26 protein-coding genes are annotated in these 23,763 nt (G+C 38.1%); 22 read left to right on the top strand and 4 right to left on the bottom strand.

Annotated elements, in window-relative coordinates; all coding sequences use genetic code 11:
• Positions 1-82: 82 nt before the first annotated feature.
• A complete protein-coding gene (locus tag OZ002_RS08135) occupies positions 83-385 on the bottom strand; it encodes a DUF5960 family protein (RefSeq protein ID WP_002332080.1) in 303 nt (100 codons plus the stop codon).
• Between the two features lie 91 nt (positions 386-476).
• Positions 477-1,121: an SHOCT domain-containing protein gene (locus OZ002_RS08130; RefSeq protein ID WP_002332079.1), complete on the bottom strand. Its 645-nt coding sequence runs from the start codon at positions 1,119-1,121 to the stop codon at positions 477-479.
• A gap of 680 nt (positions 1,122-1,801) precedes the next feature.
• Here OZ002_RS08130 and OZ002_RS08125 point away from each other — a divergent pair.
• From OZ002_RS08125 to recN, 17 genes are all read left to right on the top strand, one after another.
• Positions 1,802-4,609 (top strand): sigma 54-interacting transcriptional regulator, encoded by a 2,808-nt coding sequence (locus OZ002_RS08125; protein WP_179188970.1) that lies wholly within the window; start codon positions 1,802-1,804, stop codon positions 4,607-4,609.
• Between the two features lie 190 nt (positions 4,610-4,799).
• Positions 4,800-5,291 carry a mannose/fructose/sorbose PTS transporter subunit IIB gene (locus tag OZ002_RS08120; protein ID WP_002289455.1) on the top strand — a complete coding sequence of 164 codons (492 nt, stop codon included), beginning with the start codon at positions 4,800-4,802 and terminating at the stop codon, positions 5,289-5,291.
• A 102-nt stretch (positions 5,292-5,393) separates the two neighbouring features.
• Positions 5,394-6,383, top strand: coding sequence for a mannose/fructose/sorbose PTS transporter subunit IIB (locus OZ002_RS08115; RefSeq protein WP_002289456.1), 990 nt, complete (start codon positions 5,394-5,396; stop codon positions 6,381-6,383).
• Positions 6,384-6,415: 32 nt separating this feature from the next.
• The gene (locus OZ002_RS08110) at positions 6,416-7,219 is read left to right on the top strand and encodes a PTS mannose/fructose/sorbose transporter subunit IIC (RefSeq protein WP_002294546.1); all 804 of its coding nucleotides are present in this window, start codon (positions 6,416-6,418) and stop codon (positions 7,217-7,219) included.
• A 20-nt stretch (positions 7,220-7,239) separates the two neighbouring features.
• Positions 7,240-8,154 (top strand): PTS system mannose/fructose/sorbose family transporter subunit IID, encoded by a 915-nt coding sequence (locus tag OZ002_RS08105; protein WP_002286670.1) that lies wholly within the window; start codon positions 7,240-7,242, stop codon positions 8,152-8,154.
• Between the two features lie 82 nt (positions 8,155-8,236).
• Positions 8,237-8,611, top strand: coding sequence for a DUF956 family protein (locus OZ002_RS08100; RefSeq protein ID WP_002286668.1), 375 nt, complete (start codon positions 8,237-8,239; stop codon positions 8,609-8,611).
• 138 nt (positions 8,612-8,749) lie between these two features.
• The gene (locus tag OZ002_RS08095) at positions 8,750-8,995 is read left to right on the top strand and encodes a GlsB/YeaQ/YmgE family stress response membrane protein (RefSeq protein WP_002286666.1); all 246 of its coding nucleotides are present in this window, start codon (positions 8,750-8,752) and stop codon (positions 8,993-8,995) included.
• Positions 8,996-9,166: 171 nt separating this feature from the next.
• A complete protein-coding gene (locus tag OZ002_RS08090) occupies positions 9,167-10,231 on the top strand; it encodes a M24 family metallopeptidase (RefSeq protein WP_002391738.1) in 1,065 nt (354 codons plus the stop codon).
• A 246-nt stretch (positions 10,232-10,477) separates the two neighbouring features.
• Complete coding sequence (locus OZ002_RS08085) at positions 10,478-10,903, top strand: Asp23/Gls24 family envelope stress response protein (RefSeq protein ID WP_002286664.1); 426 nt, start codon at positions 10,478-10,480, stop codon at positions 10,901-10,903.
• Positions 10,896-11,345 carry a transcription antitermination factor NusB gene (gene nusB / locus OZ002_RS08080; protein WP_002286662.1) on the top strand — a complete coding sequence of 150 codons (450 nt, stop codon included), beginning with the start codon at positions 10,896-10,898 and terminating at the stop codon, positions 11,343-11,345. Before OZ002_RS08085 ends, nusB begins: the two co-directional genes overlap by 8 nt.
• Positions 11,346-11,441: 96 nt before the next feature.
• On the top strand, positions 11,442-12,296 hold the full coding sequence (locus OZ002_RS08075) for a bifunctional methylenetetrahydrofolate dehydrogenase/methenyltetrahydrofolate cyclohydrolase (protein ID WP_049142242.1): 855 nt from the start codon (positions 11,442-11,444) through the stop codon (positions 12,294-12,296).
• Positions 12,297-13,634, top strand: coding sequence for an exodeoxyribonuclease VII large subunit (xseA, locus tag OZ002_RS08070; RefSeq protein ID WP_002301369.1), 1,338 nt, complete (start codon positions 12,297-12,299; stop codon positions 13,632-13,634). It begins immediately after the preceding gene.
• Between the two features lie 4 nt (positions 13,635-13,638).
• Positions 13,639-13,863, top strand: a complete 225-nt coding sequence (locus OZ002_RS08065; protein WP_002286657.1) for an exodeoxyribonuclease VII small subunit — start codon at positions 13,639-13,641, stop codon at positions 13,861-13,863.
• Between the two features lies 1 nt (position 13,864).
• On the top strand, positions 13,865-14,755 hold the full coding sequence (locus OZ002_RS08060) for a polyprenyl synthetase family protein (RefSeq protein WP_002332076.1): 891 nt from the start codon (positions 13,865-13,867) through the stop codon (positions 14,753-14,755).
• An 8-nt stretch (positions 14,756-14,763) separates the two neighbouring features.
• Positions 14,764-15,582 (top strand): TlyA family RNA methyltransferase, encoded by an 819-nt coding sequence (locus tag OZ002_RS08055; protein WP_002286655.1) that lies wholly within the window; start codon positions 14,764-14,766, stop codon positions 15,580-15,582.
• Positions 15,583-15,688: 106 nt separating this feature from the next.
• A complete protein-coding gene (locus OZ002_RS08050; protein WP_002286653.1) occupies positions 15,689-16,138 on the top strand; it encodes an arginine repressor in 450 nt (149 codons plus the stop codon).
• A gap of 17 nt (positions 16,139-16,155) precedes the next feature.
• Positions 16,156-17,838 (top strand): DNA repair protein RecN, encoded by a 1,683-nt coding sequence (gene recN / locus OZ002_RS08045; RefSeq protein ID WP_325083072.1) that lies wholly within the window; start codon positions 16,156-16,158, stop codon positions 17,836-17,838.
• A 54-nt stretch (positions 17,839-17,892) separates the two neighbouring features.
• Here recN and OZ002_RS08040 read toward each other — a convergent pair whose 3' ends face one another.
• Both OZ002_RS08040 and OZ002_RS08035 read right to left on the bottom strand, forming a co-directional pair.
• A complete protein-coding gene (locus OZ002_RS08040; RefSeq protein WP_002332075.1) occupies positions 17,893-18,009 on the bottom strand; it encodes a DUF4044 domain-containing protein in 117 nt (38 codons plus the stop codon).
• A gap of 72 nt (positions 18,010-18,081) precedes the next feature.
• On the bottom strand, positions 18,082-19,038 hold the full coding sequence (locus OZ002_RS08035; RefSeq protein ID WP_002286649.1) for a magnesium transporter CorA family protein: 957 nt from the start codon (positions 19,036-19,038) through the stop codon (positions 18,082-18,084).
• A gap of 170 nt (positions 19,039-19,208) precedes the next feature.
• On the opposite strand from OZ002_RS08035, the gene OZ002_RS08030 reads away from it, so the two are divergent.
• From OZ002_RS08030 to OZ002_RS08010, 5 genes are all read left to right on the top strand, one after another.
• Positions 19,209-19,577 (top strand): DUF3397 domain-containing protein, encoded by a 369-nt coding sequence (locus OZ002_RS08030; protein ID WP_002286647.1) that lies wholly within the window; start codon positions 19,209-19,211, stop codon positions 19,575-19,577.
• A gap of 168 nt (positions 19,578-19,745) precedes the next feature.
• Positions 19,746-20,177 carry a division/cell wall cluster transcriptional repressor MraZ gene (gene mraZ, locus OZ002_RS08025; protein ID WP_123840256.1) on the top strand — a complete coding sequence of 144 codons (432 nt, stop codon included), beginning with the start codon at positions 19,746-19,748 and terminating at the stop codon, positions 20,175-20,177.
• Positions 20,178-20,197: 20 nt separating this feature from the next.
• The gene (gene rsmH / locus OZ002_RS08020) at positions 20,198-21,157 is read left to right on the top strand and encodes a 16S rRNA (cytosine(1402)-N(4))-methyltransferase RsmH (protein ID WP_123840257.1); all 960 of its coding nucleotides are present in this window, start codon (positions 20,198-20,200) and stop codon (positions 21,155-21,157) included.
• A gap of 4 nt (positions 21,158-21,161) precedes the next feature.
• Positions 21,162-21,563, top strand: a complete 402-nt coding sequence (ftsL, locus tag OZ002_RS08015; protein WP_049142259.1) for a cell division protein FtsL — start codon at positions 21,162-21,164, stop codon at positions 21,561-21,563.
• Complete coding sequence (locus OZ002_RS08010) at positions 21,564-23,756, top strand: penicillin-binding transpeptidase domain-containing protein (protein WP_156249175.1); 2,193 nt, start codon at positions 21,564-21,566, stop codon at positions 23,754-23,756.
• The last annotated feature ends 7 nt before the right edge of the window (positions 23,757-23,763 follow it).

Genomic DNA, 23,763 nt, shown 5'->3' with positions numbered 1-23,763 from the left:
TCGTATTTCGCAATCTTAAAATTATCTTCTTACTATGAATAAGATAATAAAATTTGTATTTGTCCTTTTTAGGTAACTTATTTTAATCTATATACCTTTCTGGATCAACGAAAGTATACTTTATATAATCATAACGTCGATGATCGCTCCGTGCGTCTGGCACGTCAGTCACGATATCAAACAAAAAATACACATCTTTCTTCATTCTAGTTTTCGCAGCAGGGATTTTAAAGTAGTTTTTATTGGAATAGTAGAGATTGATTAATAAGCTATCTTCGATTGCTAAGAAGAAAACTTCTGAATCCCATACTTTATAAAAATCTTTGATAAATCTATTCGAAGGGTCAAATTTAAACCATAATTGTGTTTTTCCTTCCATCAACATAATGTTCACCTCAAAAAGAGTATACGAACAAACGTTTGTTTTGTAAATAAAAAAGATGAGCTAAATTAAATGCTCATCTTTTTGACTGATATTATACTTCTAATAATTCTTGTTTCTTTTTATTAAATTCTTCCTCTGTAATGATTCCATCATCCAATAGTTCTTTATATTTTCTTATTTCATCTGCTTGACTTTCTGAGGTGTTAGTCGGAACTCCTTCTTTTTCTTTTACTATCCATTCTAATTTCGCAACAAGTTTATTATATATATCCATAGAGGCTCTTCCTACAATAGAATCTAGTTTAGTTTCGCTGTTAATGATTAAATATTTAACTGATGAGTTATCAGCAAGATGAACCATAACACCTAATTGTTTTACAGATTCAAATTCTTTGCCACCAGTACCGGCGCCAACTAAAGCTCCAATAGGACCTGCTAGTACACCACCAACAACTGCTCTAGTTATTCCATGATGTTTTTTTATTTTTGATCCTTCAAAAATCGGTGTATAACTGATTAAGTCATTATAGTTGAATACACACTGCTCTCTATTTTTTAATATAGACTTCTTTATAAAAGCTTTATTATGGATATCATCAAAGTAGAAATCTTCAATGATCAAGTTACTATTATCTTTAAAATAGTTAAAAATTTTTGCTTGTTCAGCCTTCTTTATTTCTTTTTCTTTTTTCTTAGCTAGTTTTTTTTCTTTATTACCGAATAACCCCATATACATGAACCTTCCTTCTATATAATATTCACATTCTTATCATATCAGAGGAAAATATTATATAAAAGAAGTTATGAAAATTTGACATAAAAAATGACCATACTTTGACCATACTTTTGAGAAATAACAGGAAATTGCACATTATAGATAATATTAGAAATCTAGTGATCTCAAGCTGTCAGCATTGTTCAGAATATACCAGAAAAAGGTATATTTGAAGTGTTTGTTTATCCAGTAGCTCAAGAAGCTTAATTGAATCTTGTGATTAAAGAGGTTGTGACAAGACTTTTGTCACAGCCTTTTTTTGTTTATAAAAATAAAAGTTGTAGTGGAGGCTACGAAGTTTACTTTGTCTTTTTACACTTAATATTTTTTTGCCAATTTGGAATCAGAATGTTTTGATAACTATCGTTTTCAATTGATGGAAGCTATATTGTTTGCTATCAGTGAAATAATTATATGGTAAACAGTGTTCTTTTTCTTGTTTCCATTATAAAAATCGTATCGGGATTTTTCGTTCTTTTAAATTGAACATTTCTATCTATCCGCGTGTTATCAACAAAACAAAATCAGGTAAATAGTTGACGAAACAGAAATAAATACATAGTATTATGTTTTGAAGCCTAAGTACAACAGTCTATAGAAAAGGAGCGATACCATTGGCAAAACGCATTGACCGAATTTATATGTATGTCAAAGAAAAAACCGCTCATTTAACAAAGGCAGAATATGATCAAGGAGTAACAACACAGGAAATTGCTGAAGTGTTAGGGATTCAGCGAACAAATAGCAGTAAAGATCTGAATCAGCTAGTGCGCGAAGGGAAACTGATAAAGACAGACGGACGACCAGTACGTTACATATATCAAACACTCGTTACGCACGTAAAGCCAGTTACAAAACATGTAGTCAGTTACAAAGAAACGCCGGTCTCTGAAGAAAAAAATACACTCCAAATAGATACTAAGGATATCTTTGCAAAAATCATTGGAGCTAACGGCAGCATGAAAAATTCAGTGGAACAGGCAAAAGCTGCGATTTTGTATCCGCCAAGAGGATTAAATTGTTTGATTACAGGACCTACCGGATCAGGAAAGACTTATTTTGCACACGCGATGTATCATTTTGCAAAAGCGCATCATGTAATAGATGAGGAAACGGAACTGATTGTTTTCAATTGTGCTGATTATGCCAATAATCCTGAGCTTTTGATGAGTCATTTATTTGGGTACGCAAAAGGTGCTTTTACAGGCGCAGATGAAGAAAAAATGGGGATTATCGACCAAGCGGATGGCGGTATGCTGTTTTTGGATGAGATTCACCGGTTGCCGCCTGAAGGTCAAGAAATGATCTTTTACTTTATGGATCACGGAACTTACAGTCGTCTTGGGGAAACAACGAAATCCCATGAAGCAAATGTACGGATCGTAGGTGCGACCACAGAAGACCCAGGTTCTTCTCTATTAGAAACTTTTGTTCGGCGTATCCCGATCAATATCAAACTTCCGGCTTTTGAAAAACGTCCTGCAAATGAGAAAGTCGATTTAGTAAAAATCATGATTGCCCACGAAGCAAACCGCACGCAGCGAAAGATTTCTTTGACAGAAGATGTAGCAAAAGCATTGATCGGCAGTGTGACCTATGGAAATATAGGACAATTGAAGTCAAATATCCAGTTAGTATGTGCACGAGGATTTCTAAATCATATGCAATCACCCGAAATCTCGATCACAATCGATGATTTGACAGAAGGGATTCGTAGCGGATTGATTCAATTAGCAAGCAACCGCAGTGCAATGGCAGAGCTTTCTAAAATATTGGAGCCAAAGATAACTGTAGCACCAAATGATACGATCATGAAAATCCAATCAGACTCCTATGAGTTACCTTATAATCTATATGATATCATCGGAGATAAAGCAGCTTTACTGAAGTCGGATGGTTTGGATCAAGAAGCAATCAATCATTTCATTTCTACAGATATCAACATCCATCTGAAGTCTTTCTATAAAGACCATGGTTTTTCTTTTAATGCAGACAGCAAATTAGCAGAATTTGTAGATCCGAAAATCATAGAAGTGACCAATCAGATTTATGTAATGGTCAAAAGATCTTTACCATATGAGTTTCAGCAAAACTTTATTTATGCTATGAGCTTGCATATCAGTTCTTTTTTGAAAAAAATCAACTTAGGAGAAGAACGGCATACGAATGATAACATCCGTGAGATGGCTTTTGATTTTCCAGATGAATATGCTGTTGCGAAAGAAGTGCGTAGTTATATCGAAACGTATTTTCAAGTGGAGATTCCAGAAAGTGAAGACTATTACTTGACCGTTCTACTCGTCTCGTTACGGGCAAATCAAGCAAGCGGCAGAATCGGTGTAGTCGTTGCAGCTCACGGAAACAGCACAGCAAGCAGTATGGTCCAAGTTGTCCAACAGTTGTTAGATGCAGAGAACGTACGAGCAGTAGACATGCCTTTGGATATGGATCCGAAAACAGCATTGGACCGAATTGAACGCAATGTACAAGAAGTAGATGAAGGAAGCGGGGTCATACTCTTAGTAGATATGGGGTCCCTTGCGTCGTTTAATTCGCAAATTCAAAGAGACACTGGAATTCCAGTACGTACTGTTGATATGGTAACAACTTCTCTAGTTTTGGAAACTGTACGAAAGGTCTCAGTATTAGGGACAGATCTAGATATGTTGCATGAATCATTGAAAAATTTTCGAGGTTACGCAGAAATATCTTCTGTAGAATCTGTTCAGGAAGCAAAACCTATTCATAAGAAAAAAGCTGTTTTGGCTATCTGCGCATCTGGCGAAGGTACAGCACAAAGAATCAAAGAATTGATCGAACGAGCGGTAAACAAGCGTCAAGAAACAGAATTAGAAGTTCTAGCTTTGTCGATTGTGGAAGTGAAAGAAGAACTGCCAGTTATCCAAAAAGAATATCAGATCATAGCTACTACTGGGATTACTGATTTGAATATCCAAGCCCCATTTATTCCTTTAGAACGTTTTATTGATCAAAATATCGAAGTCATTTTGGATCAGTTGCTGATGGAATCAGAATTGGAGGAAACTGAATTCATCTCCCTAGATGAAGAGTCAGCTAAAAATACGTGTGTTGAGTTTATCTCTGATAACTTCATCTTTATTAATGGTAGTAAGTTAATCGATCCAATGTGGCAATTTTCTACACAAATCTCTCAGACGACGGGAATCGGCGATGAAGAATATGGATTCAAAATCAACCTAGTGATGCACACAGCAGGAATGATCGAACGTATTATTCGGAATGAACTATTGACTGTGGAAGAAAACGAATTGACAAATACAACGAATGATCCTCTTTATAGCCAATTGGCAGCCTCAGTTGTTCTGTTGGAAGATCAGATAAAAGTAAAAGTGCCGATAGAAGAAATGTATTATCTGCTACGTCTAGTCCATAATCAGTTAGATAAAAAAGAATACACTGTGCCATGAATACACAAAAACGATACACTTTTATAGTGTATCGTTTTTGTGTATTGGTTAAGAATCCTTTAAATTCAATTAGTGTATCGTAAAAAAGTTGGCACGCTTTTTGCTTATAGTAGTGTGTGCTAGGAGGTGGTTGTTCACACAGAAATGATAGGGGTTTCTGTGAAGTAGTGAGGAAGAAGGAGTTTTGCAGATGGATATTCGATTGGCACGTATAGATGATCGTTTAATCCACGGGCAAGTCGCAACAGTTTGGTCGAAGCAAACAGGTGTTGAACGTATCATTGTGATCAGCGATGTAGTCGCTCAAGATAAATTGAGAAAGTTTCTACTAAAAGAAGCTGCACCGCCGGGGATCACAGCAAATGTAATAACCGTGCAGAAAATGATTCAAATCTATCATAGTGGATTATTATCACGAGCAAAAGTGATGCTTTTATTCACCAATCCCCAAGATGTTGAAGCGGTTGTCCGCTGCGGTGTACAGTTGAAGTCGTTGAATATCGGCGGTATGAGTTTTACTGAAGGCAAATCAATGATTACCAATTTTGTTTCAGTAAATCAACAAGATATTGATTCCTTTCGTTACTTGAACAGTCAAGAAGTGGAGTTAGAGATTCGAAAAGTACCTGCTGACAGGAAAATCCTTTTGATGGAACTACTAGCGAAAATCAAAAAGGTGTAGCAAGAATGGTTGTTGGAAAAGGTCAAATAATTCTGTTGTAATGGTTAGCAATTATTAATATTTTTGAATTTGTTACAACAAAAGTAAATAGGAGGTATAAATATGGTAGGGATTATCCTAGCAAGTCATGGACAATTTGCTGAAGGAATCTTACAATCCGGTTCAATGATCTTTGGCGAACAAGAAAACGTCAAAGCCGTGATTTTGAAACCAAGTGAAGGTCCAGATGACTTGAGAGCCAAATTGGAAGAAGCGGTTGCTTCTTTTGATAATCAAGACGAAGTGTTATTCTTAGTTGATTTATGGGGCGGAACACCGTTCAATCAATCAAACACATTATTCGAAGAGCACAAAGATAAATGGGCAATCGTCAGCGGTTTGAATTTACCAATGTTGATTGAAGCCTACGCATCACGCTTTTCAATGGAATCTGCTCATGAAATTGCAGCACACATCATTGAAACAGCAAAAGACGGTGTAAAAGTAAAACCGGAAGAATTAGAACCGGCAGAAGCACCGAAAGCAGCAGTTGAAGACGCACAACCTAAAGGAGCACTTCCAGAAGGAACTGTGGTCGGAGACGGGAAAATCAAATATGTATTAGCACGTGTTGACTCACGTCTGTTACATGGACAAGTTGCGACAGCTTGGACAAAAGCAGTGCAACCAAACCGTATTATCGTTGTTTCAGATGCAGTATCAAAGGATGATCTGCGTAAGAGACTAATCGAACAAGCTGCTCCTCCAGGTGTAAAAGCAAATGTTATTCCTATTAGCAAAATGATCGAAGTAGCAAAAGACCCTCGTTTTGGAAATACCAAAGCATTGCTTTTATTTGAAAATCCTGAAGACGTATTGACAGCTGTTGAAGGTGGCGTAGACATCAAAGAATTAAATGTTGGGTCAATGGCGCATTCGGTTGGTAAAGTCGTTGTAAGTAAAGTATTGTCTATGGGACAAGAAGACGTTGAAGCGTTTGAGAAGCTTGAACAAAAAGGTGTGAAATTCGATGTACGTAAAGTACCTAATGATTCACGCGATAACATGGATGATATTTTGAAAAAAGCAAAAGCTGAATTAGCAAAAGCGTAATAAATAATATTAAAATTTATAGGAGGCTTATCATGTCTATTATTTCAATAATTTTAGTCGTATTAGTTGCCTTTCTAGCTGGTATGGAAGGTATTCTTGATGAATTTCAATTTCATCAACCACTAGTGGCATGTACATTGATCGGTTTAGTTACCGGTAACCTCGAAGCTGGTATCGTACTTGGCGGTACGCTTCAGATGATCGCTTTAGGTTGGGCAAATATCGGTGCCGCTGTAGCACCAGATGCTGCATTAGCATCAGTAGCATCAGCAATTATTTTAGTTTTAGGTGGACAAGGTGTTAAAGGTGTTCCTTCTGCGATCGCGATTGCCGTTCCTTTGGCTGTTGCAGGGTTGTTCTTAACAATGATCGTACGTACAATCGCTGTTCCAATCGTTCATTTGATGGATGCGGCTGCTGAAGAAGGAAACATCCGTAAGGTTGAAATGTGGCACATCATTGCTGTATGTTTACAAGGGGTTCGTATCGCGGTCCCAGCAGCAGCGTTGCTATTTATCCCAGCACAAACTGTGCAATCATTCCTTGAATCAATGCCAGCATGGTTAACAGATGGTATGGCTATCGGTGGGGGAATGGTCGTAGCTGTAGGTTACGCTTTGGTAATCAACATGATGGCTACAAAAGAAGTATGGCCATTCTTCGTTATTGGTTTCGTTGTAGCTGCAATTTCTCAATTAACATTGATTGCTCTAGGTGCTTTAGGTGTTGCATTAGCTCTTATTTACTTGAACCTTTCTAAAATGGGTGGTTCATCAAATAATGGAGGCGGAAGCAACTCTGGTGACCCTTTAGGCGACATTTTGAATGACTATTAATCTTGAAGGAGGAAAATAAAATGGCAGAAGAAAAAATCAAATTATCAAAAAAAGATCGTTTAGCTGTTGCGTGGCGCTCTACCTTCATTCAAGGTTCATGGAACTACGAACGTATGCAAAACGGTGGCTGGGCATTTTCTATGATTCCAGCAATCAAAAAATTATACAAAACAAAAGAAGAACGTTCTGCAGCATTAAAACGTCACTTGGAATTCTTTAATACACACCCATACATTGCTTCTCCAATTTTAGGGGTTACATTGGCACTGGAAGAAGAACGTGCGAATGGCGCGCCTGTTGATGATGTAGCGATTCAAGGGGTTAAAGTAGGTATGATGGGTCCTTTAGCTGGTGTTGGTGATCCAGTGTTCTGGTTTACAGTACGTCCAATGCTAGGTGCACTAGGTGCTTCATTAGCTATGGGAGGAAATATCCTTGGACCAATCATCTTCTTCTTAGGTTGGAACATTATTCGTTGGGCATTCATGTGGTATACACAAGAATTTGGCTACAAAGCTGGTTCTAAAATTACTGATGACCTTTCTGGCGGATTGTTACAAGACGTAACAAAAGGTGCTTCAATTTTAGGGATGTTCGTATTAGCTGCCCTTGTACAAAGATGGGTATCAATCAAATTCTTACCAGTTGTATCAACTGTAAAATTAGATAAAGGTGCTTACATCGAATGGGATAAATTGCCTTCAGGTGGTGAAGGAATCAAGAGTGCATTTGAACAAGTTAATAATGGCTTAGCCCTTTCTCCTGAAAAGGTAACAACATTACAAGACAACTTAGACCAATTGATTCCTGGTTTAGCTGCATTAGGATTAACATTGTTATGTATGTGGTTGCTTAAGAAAAAGGTTTCTCCAATCGTTATCATCCTTGGTTTATTCGTAGTCGGTGTTGTTGGACACGTCATCGGACTTTTATAATCCATAAAAATATAGCTCGGGCGTTGTCCCGAGCTTTTTTTATATAGTATACTGTTCATAAACAAATATCTGGAGGGAGAAAATGGTTCAATCAATCAATACAAAAGTAGACTTGGTAATTGATGCTACTTCGTTTACGGGTCTGACAGATTACGGGCAAATCATGATAGGTGATAATGGTTTTGAGTTTTACCATGCGCGAGATAGACGCAAATATATCCAAATTCCATGGGAAGAAGTGGATTATGTACTAGCATCAGTCATGCTAAAGGGAAAATGGATTCCTCGATATGCCATTCAAACGAAAAAAAATGGTACATACACATTTTCTTCCAAAGAACCTAAAAAAGTGCTTCGTGCGATCAGAGAATATGTAGATGAAGATAGAATGGTACAATCATTGAGTTTCTTTGATGTAGTGAAACGTGGTATTCGTAGTATGTTTAAACGCAAGTAAAAAATAAAGAAAACTTCTAAGAGGAGGTTTTCTTTATTTTTTTACTTTGCAGAAGAAAATATGAAATAGCAAAACCAATTATTTGTCCCCTTTAAATCCCATATGCTAAAATTGATTAGCAAAGAAGGAGGTTATATTATGAGTTGGTTATGGACATTGATTGTTGGAGCCGTGATCGGAGCAATTGCAGGTGCGATCACCAGTAAAGGAAATTCGATGGGCTGTGTAACGAATATCATTGCTGGACTAGTCGGTTCAAGTATTGGACAAGCGATTTTCGGCGAATGGGGACCAAAAGCTGCAGGTATGGCACTTATTCCATCTATTTTAGGCGCAGTGATTTTGGTAGCAGTTGTCTCATTTTTCTTTGGAAAACGATCATAAGTTTTTACAAAATAGTAAACTAAAAGGAGTTGCAGCGAGACTGTGACTCCTTTTTGGCTTTATTTATTTAAAATAAAAAGAAGTTTTCCGGAAATTTTTATTTAACTGTCGTGTACGAAGAAAAGTTTGCTATAATGGAAAAAAGCGTGCAAAGAAAGAGGGAGTTTCATTATGATGCTACGTGTAGAAAAATTGCGCAAAAAAATGCAAGAAGAAAATTTGGATTCATTTTTGGTTACCAGTCCGTACAATCTTCGTTACTTAACGAACTTTACAGGTACGACAGGATTAGCTGTTATTACTTTGGAAAAAGCATTTTTTATTACTGATTTTCGTTATACCGAGCAGGCGGCAGCGCAGGCTCAAGGGTTTGAAATTATTAAAAATGTCGGACCTATTTTTGATGAGGTAGCAAACTTAGTACGCAAAGAAGAACTGCACTCATTAGCTTTTGAGGAAACAACAGTCTCATTTTTAGAATATTCGGTTTTAGAAGAAATCATCGATGCGGAATTAGTACCTGTTTCACAGATGATCGAAGAACTCAGAGAAGTGAAAGATGAAGAAGAAATCGCTATTATCGAAAAAGCATGTCATATTGCGGATATGGCATATGATCACATCCTGAAAATGATCCAACCGGGCATGACTGAGATTGAAGTCGCAAATCAACTAGACTTTTATATGCGTTCTCTTGGCGCTTCAGGTGTTTCTTTTGATACGATCGTTGCTAGCGGATTGCGTTCGGCTATGCCGCATGGTGTAGCAAGCAAAAAAATCATCGAACAAGGCGACTTGATCACATTGGACTTTGGCTGCTATTACGAAGGGTACGTTTCCGATATGACACGTACATTCGCTATTGGTGATCCTGGGGAAAAATTAAAAGAAATTTATCAAATAGTCTTAGATGCTCAATTAGCAGTTATTGATGCTGCAAAACCAGGAATGACTGGTGTCCAATTAGATGCAGTTGCTAGAGATTATATTTCAAAACATGGTTACGGGGAAGCATTTGGACATTCTACAGGACATGGGATCGGTTTAGAGATCCACGAAGGACCAAACGTTTCTTCTCGTGCAGAAAAGCAATTTGTACCAGGAAATGTGATCACTGATGAACCAGGGATCTACTTACCAGAAATCGGTGGAGTACGTATTGAGGATGACTTGTTGATCACAGAAGATGGAAATCGTGTGTTGACTCGTTCACCAAAAGAATTGATCATCTTATAGTTTCATCAATAGAAGAAGTAAGCGTAAAAATCAGTGTTCACAGACTTTGTTATAGAAAATCACTCGATTTAATGATACACTATAGAAGAACTTTTAAGCTGTAAGAGATAATAAAGTTGGGTGTTTTCTCCAATTCATAGCAGTTTGCAGCTGATCGGCGGCAGTTTTCTTACCACGTGATCACTATAGCCGCATCATAGGGAATTCGGATGTATCTCGTGCTTAGGCAAAGGGAGGAATAAATAAATGGCAGATGAAAAAAATTTGATTTTAAACGCAAACCAAGATTTAGGAGAGATCGTGATCGCTCCTGAAGTCATCGAAGTAATTATCGGGATTGCAGCTTCTAAAGTAGAAGGCGTATACGGAATGCGCGGAACTTTTGCCAGCAATGTCACTGAATTATTAGGACGTGCAGCTCACGGAAAAGGTGTTTACTTAGCAAACGAGGAAGATGGCTTGAAAGTAGATCTTTACTGTTATCTAGAATATGGTGTTTCAGTTCCTAAAGTAGCAATGGAAATGCAGGAACGGGTCAGCCAACAAGTCCTTTTCATGACGGATATCGATTTATCTGAAGTCAATATCCATGTAGTAGCTGTTGTTCCTGAAAAATTAGAACAACCAACAATCGAAGAACTTTTTGAAGACGAAGAGGAAGAGAATGAATAAAGAATTATCAAGACACGAGATTCGGGAAATGGCATTGCAGGCTTTATTTCCATTAGACTTCAATGCAGACCTAACAAAAGAAGATGCGATTTTCAACGCAATCGAATTAGACCACCGCGACATGATCAACGAAGATGAATCAGAGTTTGTTCCTGTTTATCTTGATACGCTAGTTGGCGGTGTCTGTGCAAAAAAAGATGAATTGGATAAAGTGATTGAAAAACATTTGAAAAACAATTGGCACATCAATCGGATCTCAAAAATGGATTTGGTGATCTTGCGTATCGCGATTTTTGAAATGACTTATGTGACAGATGTACCAGCGGCTGTTGCTTTAAATGAAGCAATCGAGTTGGCAAAAACATTTAGTGATGACCGTTCACGTAAATTCGTCAACGGTGTTTTATCCAATGTATTGAAAGAATTAGAAGCTGGGGCGTAAGTCCTAGCTTTTTTCTATGAATCATCATAAACCTGTTATAAATCGGGAAAATTCTATGGTAGAATGAAAACACAAAAAATATCTGGGAGTGGTTAGATGGCAGAATTGATTAACGGAAAAGAATTAGCTGAAAAAATGCAGGCAGAGATTGCTGTAAAAATCCAAAAATTGAAAGATAATGGTATCCATCCCGGATTAGTCGTTTTATTGGTAGGGGAAAATCCAGCCAGCCAAATCTATGTAAGAAATAAAGAACGTGTAGCAAAAGAAATCGGAATCCATTCATTGGTAGAGCGTTATCCTGAGACGATTTCTGAAGACGAACTACTTGCAGAAATTGAAAAATACAATCAAGATCCTAGTTTTCATGGTATATTGGTCCAATTACCATTGCCAAAGCATATAGATGAAGAAAAGATCCTGTTAGCTATCCGCCCTGAAAAAGACGTAGACGGCTTTCATCCGATGAATTTAGGCAGACTCCTTGCGGGTAAACCGGACAAGATCCCTTGTACTCCATACGGCATCATGAAAATGTTTGAAGCTTATTCTATCGATCCTGCGGGTAAACGAGCAGTAGTTATCGGACGAAGCAATATCGTCGGTAAACCGATGGCTCAGCTACTCTTGATGGCAGATGCAACTGTTACTGTGGCTCACTCTAAAACCGAAAATCTGGCTGAACTGGCACAAGAAGCAGATATTTTAGTCGTAGCAATAGGACGTGGACATTTTGTCACAAAAGAATTCGTAAAACCAGGTGCTGTAGTGATCGATGTAGGGATGAACCGTGATGCTAACGGTAAGCTGATCGGTGATGTGAAATTTGATGAAGTGGAGCCTATTGCAGGCTGGATCACTCCTGTGCCAAAGGGTGTAGGGCCAATGACTATCACGATGCTGATGTATCAAACCGTAAAATCTGCCGAAGCTTTTGGAGCAGGTGAATAGATGGCACAAGAATATTTAACTGTCACTACATTAACGAGGTATTTGAAACGTAAATTTGATGCCGATCCTTATTTAGAACGCGTATATTTAACAGGCGAAATATCGAATTTCCGTTTACGTGCCAATGCCCATCAATATTTCAGCTTAAAAGATGACCATGCAAAAATATCTGCTATTATGTTCAAAGGAGCATTCCAAAAATTACGATTCCAGCCAAAAGAGGGAATGAAAGTCCTTGTTGTTGGGCGTATTTCATTATATGAAGCGGGAGGTTCTTATCAAATCTATGTAGAGCACATGGAGCCTGATGGAATAGGTGCTTTATATCAAGAATTGGAAGAACGAAAAGAAAAGCTGATGAAGGAAGGCCTTTTTCAAGGGCCTAAAAAAATGCTGCCACGTTTCCCAAAGCGAATCGCGGTCCTTACCAGTCCAAGCGGAGCGGTTATCCGCGATATCATCACGACGGTGAAAAGAAGATATCCAATTGTCCAATTGGTTTTGTTCCCAACAGTTGTACAAGGAAACCAAGCAGCGGACAATGTTGTCAGGAATATCCAGAGAGTAGAAGAGATGGGCAATTTCGATACAATGATCATCGGTCGTGGGGGTGGTTCGATTGAGGATTTATGGCCGTTTAATGAAGAGCGGGTTGCTCGGGCGATTTATCAAGCTAATACGCCGGTGATTTCATCTGTAGGACATGAAACAGATACCACGATCGCTGATTTAGTAGCAGATGTTCGGGCTGCCACTCCAACAGCAGCTGCAGAATTAGCTGTTCCTGTTTTGTCAGAAGAGTTGATGCGCATTCAAGAACGGCAAGCTAGATTGCAGCAGGCGTTTGTACGCCAGATCCAGCGCAAACAAGAACGGTTCGAGCGTGCTCGACGTTCCTATGTATTTCGGCAGCCTGAAAGATTGTATGAAGGTCAGACCATCAAATTAGACCAGTTGAAACAGCGATTATATCAAGCTACACAGCAAATTTATCATGCGAAAGAAAAACAAACGATCGCATTAAGCCACCAATTGGAACAAGTGGCTCCGCTTTATCGAGTTAAAGCAGCTCGCCAAGAAACTGCTTATCTAGAAAAACGCTTAGAAGAGAAAATCCAACAATATATGAAACAACAGCAGCAGCGTTTTGCTCAAGCTGTTCAATCTCTTGATTTGTTGAGTCCATTGAAAATCATGGGAAGAGGCTACAGCTATACGACGTTAAATGATCAAGTAGTAAAAAGTGTCTCCGAGATTCATCAAGGGGATTTGCTGACGATCCATTATCAAGATGGAATCGTTAAAGGACAAGTACAAGAGATAGACAAAGGAGAATAAAAATATGGAAAATCCAACTTTTGAAGAGTCACTGCAAGAATTAGAAAAAATTGTCATGCAGTTAGAACAAGGAGACGTTCCATTAGAATCAGCTCTAGATTCGTTTAAACGAGGAATGGAATTAAGCAAACATTGCCAAGATACATTAGCTAAAGCAGAAGAGACCTTGACGAAAATGATGACAGAATCAAATGAAGAAGTTGATTTTGACGGAAACGAGGAAAGCTGAGATGAGATTAACTGACTTTTCAGCTATTCATCTACCTGCTGTAGAAAAAGAAATCTTGTCTTTTTTAGATGAGCATACAACGGATAGAGGACTCTATGATGCGATGAGTTATTCAGTGAAAGCAGGCGGGAAAAGAATACGTCCCTTATTACTTTTAACGGCCGTTGCTTCCTTTGATGAGCCTATTGATGTTCCCGTCTATCAAGTAGCAGCTGCTTTAGAAATGGTGCATACGTATTCCTTGATCCACGATGATTTGCCTGCGATGGACAATGATGATCTTCGTAGAGGAAAACCTACCAATCATAAAGTATTCGGCGAAGCATTAGCTATATTGGCCGGAGATGGTTTGCTTACAGGAGCATTCCAGCTAATCAGTATGGCACACTTAGGTAATTCTCCTAAGCTTCTGCTGCTTCAGCAATTAGCTGTTTGTGCGGGATCACAAGGTATGGTTGCTGGACAAGCTGCAGATATCGAAGGCGAATCGAAAAAGCTTTCTTTAGAAGAATTAGCATTTATTCATGAAAGAAAGACAGGGCATTTGATTCGTTATGCCTTGCTGGCTGGTGGCATATTAGCGAAGCAACCTGAAGAAATCATATTGCTACTTCAACGATTAGCCGAACATTTAGGTTTGGCTTTTCAGATAAGAGATGATCTACTCGATGTGATTGGTACAACGAAAACATTAGGGAAAACAGCTGGTAAAGATGAACGTATGGAAAAAAATACTTACCCGCGTTTATTAGGCCTAGAAAAGACACGTGAGGCGTTGGAGATTGAACTGTTATCCGCCAACAAGATCATAGACAAATTAGAAGAGGACGTTTTTTCTTTTAATGGCGGGCTGATGCGCCAGATGATCAAGCAATTTGATGTGGAGAAATGAGGGAAAGAATGGAAAAAGAACGCGTAGATGTATTAGCGGTCAAACAAGGATTATTTGAAACAAGAGAACAAGCCAAACGTTCAGTGATGGCTGGTTTGATTTACAACGAAAAAAACGAGCGGTTTGATAAACCGGGAGAAAAAATTCCAGTGAGTAGTGAATTAAGAGTCAAAGGTAAAAAACTTCCTTATGTTTCTCGGGGTGGATTAAAATTAGAAAAAGCACTCAAAGCATTTGATCTATCTGTTGAAGGAAAAACATTGTTAGATATTGGTGCTTCCACTGGCGGATTTACTGATGCAGCTTTGCAAAATGGCGCAAAAATGAGTTATGCTTTAGACGTTGGCTACAATCAGCTAGCTTGGAAAATAAGACAAGATCCTAGAGTCGTCGTAATGGAAAGAGTGAATTTTCGTTATGCAAAACCCGAAGACTTTACCTTAGGAATTCCAGAAGTTGCTGTTATCGATGTTTCTTTTATTTCACTAAAACTGATGCTGCCTCCATTACATGCTATTTTAAAAGAAGAGGGAGAAGTGATTGCCTTAATCAAACCCCAATTCGAAGCAGGCAGAGAAGCTGTAGGGAAAAACGGAATTGTTCGTGACCCTCAGACCCATCAAAAAGTTTTAGAAGACATTTTGTCATTTGCGGCACAAGGTGGATATGATGTGCTGGAATTAAGTTATTCTCCGATCACGGGGGGAGAAGGAAATATCGAGTTCTTGGCTCACTTGAGGAAAGTACCCGAAAGCGGAACAATCAATTCAGCTATTAATATGGCAGAAGTGGTTTCAAATGCACACGAACAGTTTGACCATAAATAAATTGTAACTGTGAAAATCAAGTGAGAAGTATGCGGATTCTTCTTTATTATACCAAGGAAATAAGCTATCATTGATTAAGAAGAATATGCTAAGGAGCGAAGACGTAATGAGAAAAAAAGATCGGCATCGTTTGATTACTCGATTGTTGAGTGAGCAAGATATCCGAAAGCAGGAAGAATTTGTTGAAATCCTGAAAAGCAAAGGAATATCTGTTACTCAAGCTACGATTTCCAGAGATATAAAGGAACTGAAACTGATCAAGGTACCGGCTTCAGATGGAGGCTACCGTTATAGCATACCAGCTGAAACAAACGAAGATGTAAATACTAAATTGGAAAAACTATTAAAAGACGCTTTCGTGGCAGTTGACCAAATGGAAAAATTTGTTATTTTAAAAACATTGCCGGGAAATGCTTCGGCAGCAGCAAATTTGATTGATAAACGTTACAAGAAAGAATTATTTTCGATTATCAATGATGACGATAATGTTTTGATGATTACACGAACTGAAGACCAGGCAGTTTTATTGAAGAAAGACTTCCTGCATTACCTTTAAGTTGAGGAGCGAATGTGATGCTACAAGAAATCAGTATTACTAACTTTGCGATTATTCCGGAATTGCGGCTTTCTTTTCACGAAGGAATGACCGCGCTGACCGGAGAGACTGGTGCGGGTAAATCCATTATTATCGATGCTTTAGGTCTGTTAGCAGGAGGAAGAGGTTCAAGCGATTATATACGTCAAGGAGCAGAAAAATGCGTGCTTGAAGGGTTGTTTGAACTACCAAAACAAGAAGGATTCTCTGAACTGATGGTTGAATTAGGGATCGAAACAGATGAGGACAATCTGATTGTTCGACGGGATATGTCCTTAACTGGAAAAAATGTTTGTCGAGTGAATGGTCATATCATCACATTAGCTAATTTAAGAAGAATCGGCAGTTATTTAGTAGATATCCAAGGACAAAACGAACATCAGGAACTGCTCCAGCCTGAATCACATCTTGCTTTATTGGATCGTTTTGGAGATGTAGCTTTCCAACAGAAGAAAAAGAGTTATCAGCAAGAATATATCTCTTATCGTGAGCTGGAAAAAAGGGTACGAAAAGTGCAGCAAAATGAAAAATCCTATGTTCAGAGAATAGATATGCTCCATTTCCAGCAAGAAGAAATAGCTGCTGCTGATTTGCAAGTCGGAGAAGAAGAGAAATTAAAAGAAGAAAGAGAAAAACTTAGCAATTATCAAAAAATTGCTGATGGATTAGCTGCAGGTTACGGAGCACTGACGAATAATGAACAAAACAGTGTAGATGGTGTTGGCTTGGCCGTTTCAGAACTGCAAGGGATCGCCCATCTAGATGTGAAGTATGAAGCAATTTATGAAAATATCCAAAGTGCTTACTATTTGCTGCAAGATGCAATCGGCGATATGAGTCGTCAGATTGATTTATTGGAGTTAGATGAGAGTCGTTTAGAAGAAGTGACGCAACGTTTAGAATTAATCCGACAGTTGAAACGTAAATACGGCGAATCCATTGAGTTAATATTGGCTTACTATGACGAAATCACCGAAGAGCTAGCTTCTTCTGATTTTTCAGAAGGTCAATTGGACAAAATGAAAGAGGAACTAGAGCAAAAAGAGCTTCTACTTCAGCAACAAGCCGCAGATCTTCATGAAGCGCGTAAAAAAATCGCAAAAGAATTGGAAAAATCCATTCTGCATGAATTGAAAAGTCTGTATATGGAAAACACTGAGTTTGAGGTACGTTTCTTAAAAGAAGAAAATAGACAATTGAATCATAATGGATTTGACCAAATCGAATTTTACATTACGACCAATCCAGGAGAGCCACTGAAGCCTTTGGTGAAAGTCGCTTCTGGTGGCGAACTGTCTCGGATGTTGCTTGCTTTGAAAACTATTTTTTCTTCTGAGCAAGGTGTGACAAGTATTATTTTTGATGAAGTGGATACAGGTGTGAGCGGAAGAGTTGCACAAGCCATCGCAGATAAAATTTCTCAAATATCGAAATACTCTCAAGTTTTGTGCATCACTCATCTGCCTCAAGTTGCTGCAGTCGCCGACTATCAATATTATATTGTGAAAGCAGTGATTGATGGACGTACGCAAACTTCTGTTTCAGAGTTGAAAACAAAAGAAAGAGAAGAAGAAATTGCACGTATGCTGGCTGGAAGTGAGATTACAAAACTCACACTCGAACATGCAAAAGAACTATTGAAACTCGCAAAAAGGACCTGAGCCACCTCGCAGTGGTTCAGGTCCTTTTCAGTAGCCGATAGCTATATTTTATTTTTACAGGACACTCATTATAGCAGTCAATACAACAGATCCAATCGTTAAAATCAGCATTGTCCAAATGACAAATTTTGTTACTTTAGCAAAAGTACTTGTTTGTTTTTTTTCACGCATTGTTTTCAACCTCGTCATTAATTAGTTGATTCAAGTGTACAATCTTTTTGCCATTTCCACAAGAGGGCTTTTTTATAAAAACTTCCCTTTTTTTAAATAATAGGTAGTTACGATACAAATAAATAATGTTAATAGAACTAGCCATATAAAGGCATCATCCCTTTCAGCAATAGGTAACTTAATGTTCATTCCATAGATACTGCCGACGATTGTCGGTATAGTTAAAATAATCGTTAAAGAAGTTAAAATTTTCATAATATTATTCAGATTATTCGATACGATTGCTGAAAAAGTCTGATTCATTTGTTCTACTAGTTTTAATTGAATACGAGAAGTAGTCATTGCCTGCTCTGTTTCCACCAATACATCACGTAAATGATTTTTCAAAGCATGATTTTCTTGGAAAAGTTTATTTTGCGCTAGTTCTTTCAATGCATCTAAATTAGCAGAAGTCGCTTCTCTGAAATAAACGAGGCTTTTTTGGATATCCATGATTTGATAAAGTTGTTTGTTTTCAGTGGATACTTGAAGTTTGGCTTCCAAAGTATCGCATTGAGATTGAAGCGTAGCTAAATAACTGTTGTAAGAGAGTGTGACCTGCCAAATGAATTGAAAGAAGATATTGAGATTAGGCGAAATATCACTTTTTGGAAAGGTCTGGCTAAAGACTTTCTTTAAAAACAGTGGTTCATGATTCGTAATTGTGATAAGCTTCTTTTTGGGCGTCAAAATAATAGAGAGCGGGTATGTATCCACTTGAAAATAACCGCTAGGACTTGTTTTAGCAAAAGGATATTGTAACAATAATAACGCTGGCTTTGTCAACTTTGATTGATTAAATTCTTCTGTACGGGAATTTTCTGCATCGTCCAATATGGAAGTGATGTAATCTGACGGAATTTCAAATTGATGTGTCAGCTGATGAATCTCTTCTTGATTAGGACGTTCTACACAATACCAGATCGTTTGGTCAGTTTCCTTTCCGGTATTACGCAGTTTCTCATTATCTAATGTAAAATATTTGATCATGATTTTCCTCCTGTTGCCTGTTTCTTTTATTATAACGGATAGGGAATTGGAATACATGGAATGTGTTTGTAAGATATAGAATATAACTGCATAAATTTAAATAAAATGAAACAGTTGTGTAAAGTATATACAGTATACTTGAAGCAACGATAAAAAAGGAGTTTACGTTCATGGGCACATTCACACCACTTATCTTGTTTTGGTATATTTACCCGGTAATCGTTTTGTTTGGTTGCCAATTTCTTGTAAAATTATTTTCGTTAAATCGTCGTTTTAAAATAAAAGCCCCTGATTTGGCGATTCCTTTTTTGTGGGGCGGTATGCATGCATTGTCTAGAAATACAGGGACAATTTCTATCTTGCCGTTTTTCTTTATTTCTGTTTTGCTAATGGGAATTTGTATTGCTGTTTTCCAAGCATATTATTATGAAGAAATTATTTATCCGCGTTATTTCAAGATGACTTGGCGTTTGGTTTTTCTGTTGACAATCGTCTTGTACGCTGTCTTGATCATTGTGAACATACTTTCTTACCTATGAGAAAAATAGAAAAGCTGTAAAAAGTCTTTTAAAAGGCTTTTTGCAGCTTGATTTTTAAAAAAATGTTTATGAATAAAAAAGTTGTTCCCGGATTTCCCAGAAAAGGTGGTAGAAAGTGGGGGATTGTGGTAGACTAATTTTAGTTAGTGGAGGAATGGGGGGCTTTCAATGTTGATGGGTGAATTCCAACATAATATTGATGCAAAAGGACGTTTAATCGTGCCCTCAAAACTTCGTGAAGAACTTGGTGAAAAGTTTGTTCTGACACGCGGATTGGATGGCTGTCTTTTCGGCTATCCGATGAGCGAATGGGAAAATCTGGAAGCTAAACTGAACGAAATGCCGTTGGCTAAAAAAGACGCACGTACTTTTGTGCGATTCTTCTATTCGGCTGCCACTGAATGCGAACTTGATAAACAAGGACGAATCAATATACCCAGCACGTTAAGAAATTATGCAGCTTTGGCAAAAGGTTGCGTAGTCATCGGTGTATCTAACCGAATTGAAATTTGGGATGAGACACGATGGCAAGATTTTTCTGCAGAAGCAGAAGAGAATTTTGACGAAATTGCTGAAAATATGATTGATTTCGGACTATAAGAATAGGAAGAGGCTGACTAATGACTGAAACATTTCAACACTATACAGTCATGTTGAAAGAAACGGTAGATGGATTGAACATCAAACCGGATGGCGTTTATGTAGACTGTACACTCGGCGGTGCCGGACATAGTGAATATTTATTAAGCCAACTAAGTTCTAAAGGGCATCTGTATGCGTTTGACCAAGATCAAAAAGCAATCGATCACGCCAAGCTGCGTTTAGCTACTTATGTCGAACAAGGTATGGTCACATTTATCAAAGCGAATTTCAGAGAATTAGAAGAACGCTTGAGTGAGCATGTAGATAAGGTAGACGGCATTTTGTATGATCTAGGGGTTTCCTCTCCTCAGCTAGATGAAGCAGAACGTGGATTTAGTTATCATCAAGATGCACCGTTGGATATGCGCATGGATCAGTCAGCTCCTTTATCCGCTTATCACGTAATTAATGAATATTCCTACCATGAATTAGTAAAGATTTTCTTCCGCTATGGCGAGGAGAAATTTTCCAAACAAATTGCTCGTGAAATCGAACGAGTACGAAAAACAAAACCAATCCAAACAACTGGTGAGCTTGTCGAAATCATTAAACAAGTCATCCCAGCTCCCGCAAGAAGAAAAGGCGGGCATCCTGCAAAAAGAATTTTTCAAGCTGTGCGGATTGCAGTAAATGACGAACTCGGTGCCGAAGAGGCCTCTTTAGAACAGGCAATCCGGTTATTGAAAGTCAATGGAAGAATCAGCGTAATCACATTCCATTCATTGGAAGACAGAATTGTCAAAAGTATGTTTAAAGAATATAGTACGGTACAAGATCTACCACCGGGACTTCCTGTCATACCTGCCGAATTCCAACCAGAACTGAAAGTCATTACTCGTAAACCAATCCTTCCTTCAGAGGAAGAGCTAGCAGAAAACAATCGATCACGCAGTGCAAAGTTACGTATTGCAGAAAAAATAAGAATGAAAGAGGAGTAGAATGATGGCAGAATTAAAGAAAATGCAAGATTACGAATATGATTTACCTGAATTGGTGGATCAGCCGGAACAACAAATGCCTGATTCTTCTTCGAATCAAGAAATCATTCTTCCACAATCATCGGCAAAACGATTAAAGCAGATTTCTGCTTTGGAAAAAATTGCTGTGGCAAGCGTGGCGATTGCTATTGTTGCTTTGTGTGTTTTAACAGTCATGTTGCGCACAAATATCAGCGGAGCTGAAAAAGAAATCACGTCAATACAAACAGAAATCAATGATAAAAAGCAAGAAAAAACGAGTTTAGAACAAGAAAAAAACGAACTTTCTCGTACTGAACGGATTAAACAAATCGCAGAAGAAAAAGGATTGTCTATTAATGACGACAATTTAAGGAAAGTGAAGTAAATGAGTCTTAAAAATAAAATTCGGCGGTTTATGGAAAAGAAAAATCTAAATCCGATGAACAATCGCAAAAAAGTAGGTATCATTTTATTTGCTACGAGTATTGGATTGTTCTTTTTATTTGCCGTCCGTTTCTCGTATATCGTTATTGGAGGTCATGTTGCTGGTACCTCATTAGCTGAAAAAACAAAACAGTTGTACCAAGGAAGTGAAGTAGTAAAAGCAAAAAGAGGAACGATTTATGATCGTAACGGTGTGGCGCTCGCAGAAGATGCCTCCTCTTATTCAATTAAAGCGATACTCTCAAAAACATATACCTCTGGGGATAAAAAACTGTATGTTGAAGAAAAGAATTTTGATAAAATAGCAGAAATCCTGCATAAGAATCTTTCTATAGACAAAAAAGATGCACTGAATATTTTAGAAGACGGCGCAAAAAAAGAGCTGTATCAAGTTGAATTTGGTAGCTATGGGAAAAATATCTCCCAAGAAACCAAGCAAAACATCGAAGCGGACATGAAAAAAGAAGGTGTCGCTGGTCTTTACTTTGTCGACCATCAGGCTCGGATGTATCCAAATGGCGTCTTTTCTTCTCATTTTATTGGATACGCAGTTCCAGACAAAGATGAGAATGGCTTAGTTGGTAAACTAGGTTTGGAGTCTGCTTACAATGATATCTTGAGCGGTAAAGATGGTAAGATTATTTATCAAAAAGATAATTTTCAAAATCCTCTGCCAGGTACAGTGGCAGAAGAAGAAAAAGCTGTCAACGGACAAGATATCTACACGACTTTAGACAGCAGACTACAAAGTTATTTAGAAACACTGATGGATCAAGTAAATGAAGAATATCAGCCAGAAGAATTGACAGCAGTCCTGATGAAAGCAAAAACCGGAGAAATCTTGGCAATGGGACAACGACCTACTTTCAATCCTGAAACAATGGAAGGATTGACTGGAAAAGATGCTATCTGGCGTAATTTCTTGGTACAAGATAGTTATGAACCAGGATCAACCATGAAAGTTTTCACTACTGCAGCTGCTATCGAAGAAGGAGAATTCAACGAGAATGAAACCTTCCAATCTGGAAAAATCCAAGTAGAAGATGCTACGATCAATGACCATGACTTTGGTGAAAAAGGTGTGCTGACCATGCGTCAAGCTCTTTCATGGTCAAGTAACGTCGGGATGGTCATACTGGAACAGCGATTAGGCGGACGATGGTATAACTATTTACAAAAACTGGGATTTGGACAAAGTACTCATTCTGGATTAGATGATGAAGTAAACGGTGCTTTACCTACATCGAATATTGTCGACCGAGCAATGAGTGCTTATGGACAAGCGGTAGGTGTGACGAATTTCCAAATGATGAAAGCTTTCACTTCTATTGCGAATAACGGTACAATGATTCAACCTCGATATATCAGCAAAGTGGTGGATCCCCAAACTGGAGAAGAGCGAACAACTCAAACAGAAGTTCTAGGGCAACCTTTTTCAAAAGAAACAACAGAAAAAGTCCGTGAATATATGAGAGATGTTGTCGAAAGCGAAAACTACGGTAGTGCTTATGGTGTATATAGTGTACCTGGATACAATGTATCGGCAAAAACCGGAACAGCCCAAATCGCTTCTGATACAGGGGGATATCAAACAGGTGATACAGCCTACCTGTATTCGATTGTGGAGATGGTTCCTTCTGAAGATCCAGACTATGTCTTGTATCTAACAATGAAACACCCTAAGACATATGATCGAATGGCCTTGGCTAAAATCGCAAATCCATTGATGAAACGGGCAATGGATTTTAAAGAAACTGAAGAAGATTCAGATACAGAAACAAAAACAGAAAAAGTATCCGTAGCCGATTATCGTAATCTTGAAGCGGACGTTGCAGCAGCTGATGCTCAAAAAAGTGGACTGCAACCTGTAGTGATCGGTAATGGTAAAAAAGTACAAAAACAATCTACTGCCAACGGTGATCAGTTGATCTCTGGAGAAAAACTGATCCTATACACTGGTGGTGATAAGCTGATGCCTGACGTAACAGGATGGTCAAAAGCAGATATCATGAAGCTGGGGAAAATCCTCGGTATTGAAGTTAGTTTTGATGGAGATGGTTATTGTGTCAAACAAGAACTTGCTCCATATGAAAAAATCACTGAAGACAAACTTAGTTTTACTTTAGAAGAATAAGAAGAGA

Source organism: Enterococcus sp. E4-150 (genome assembly GCF_035726465.1).
Lineage (GTDB): Bacteria > Bacillota > Bacilli > Lactobacillales > Enterococcaceae > Enterococcus_B > Enterococcus_B faecium.
The sequence above is the reverse complement of the archived record's forward strand: the minus strand, read 5'-3'. Positions and strand labels throughout refer to the sequence as shown.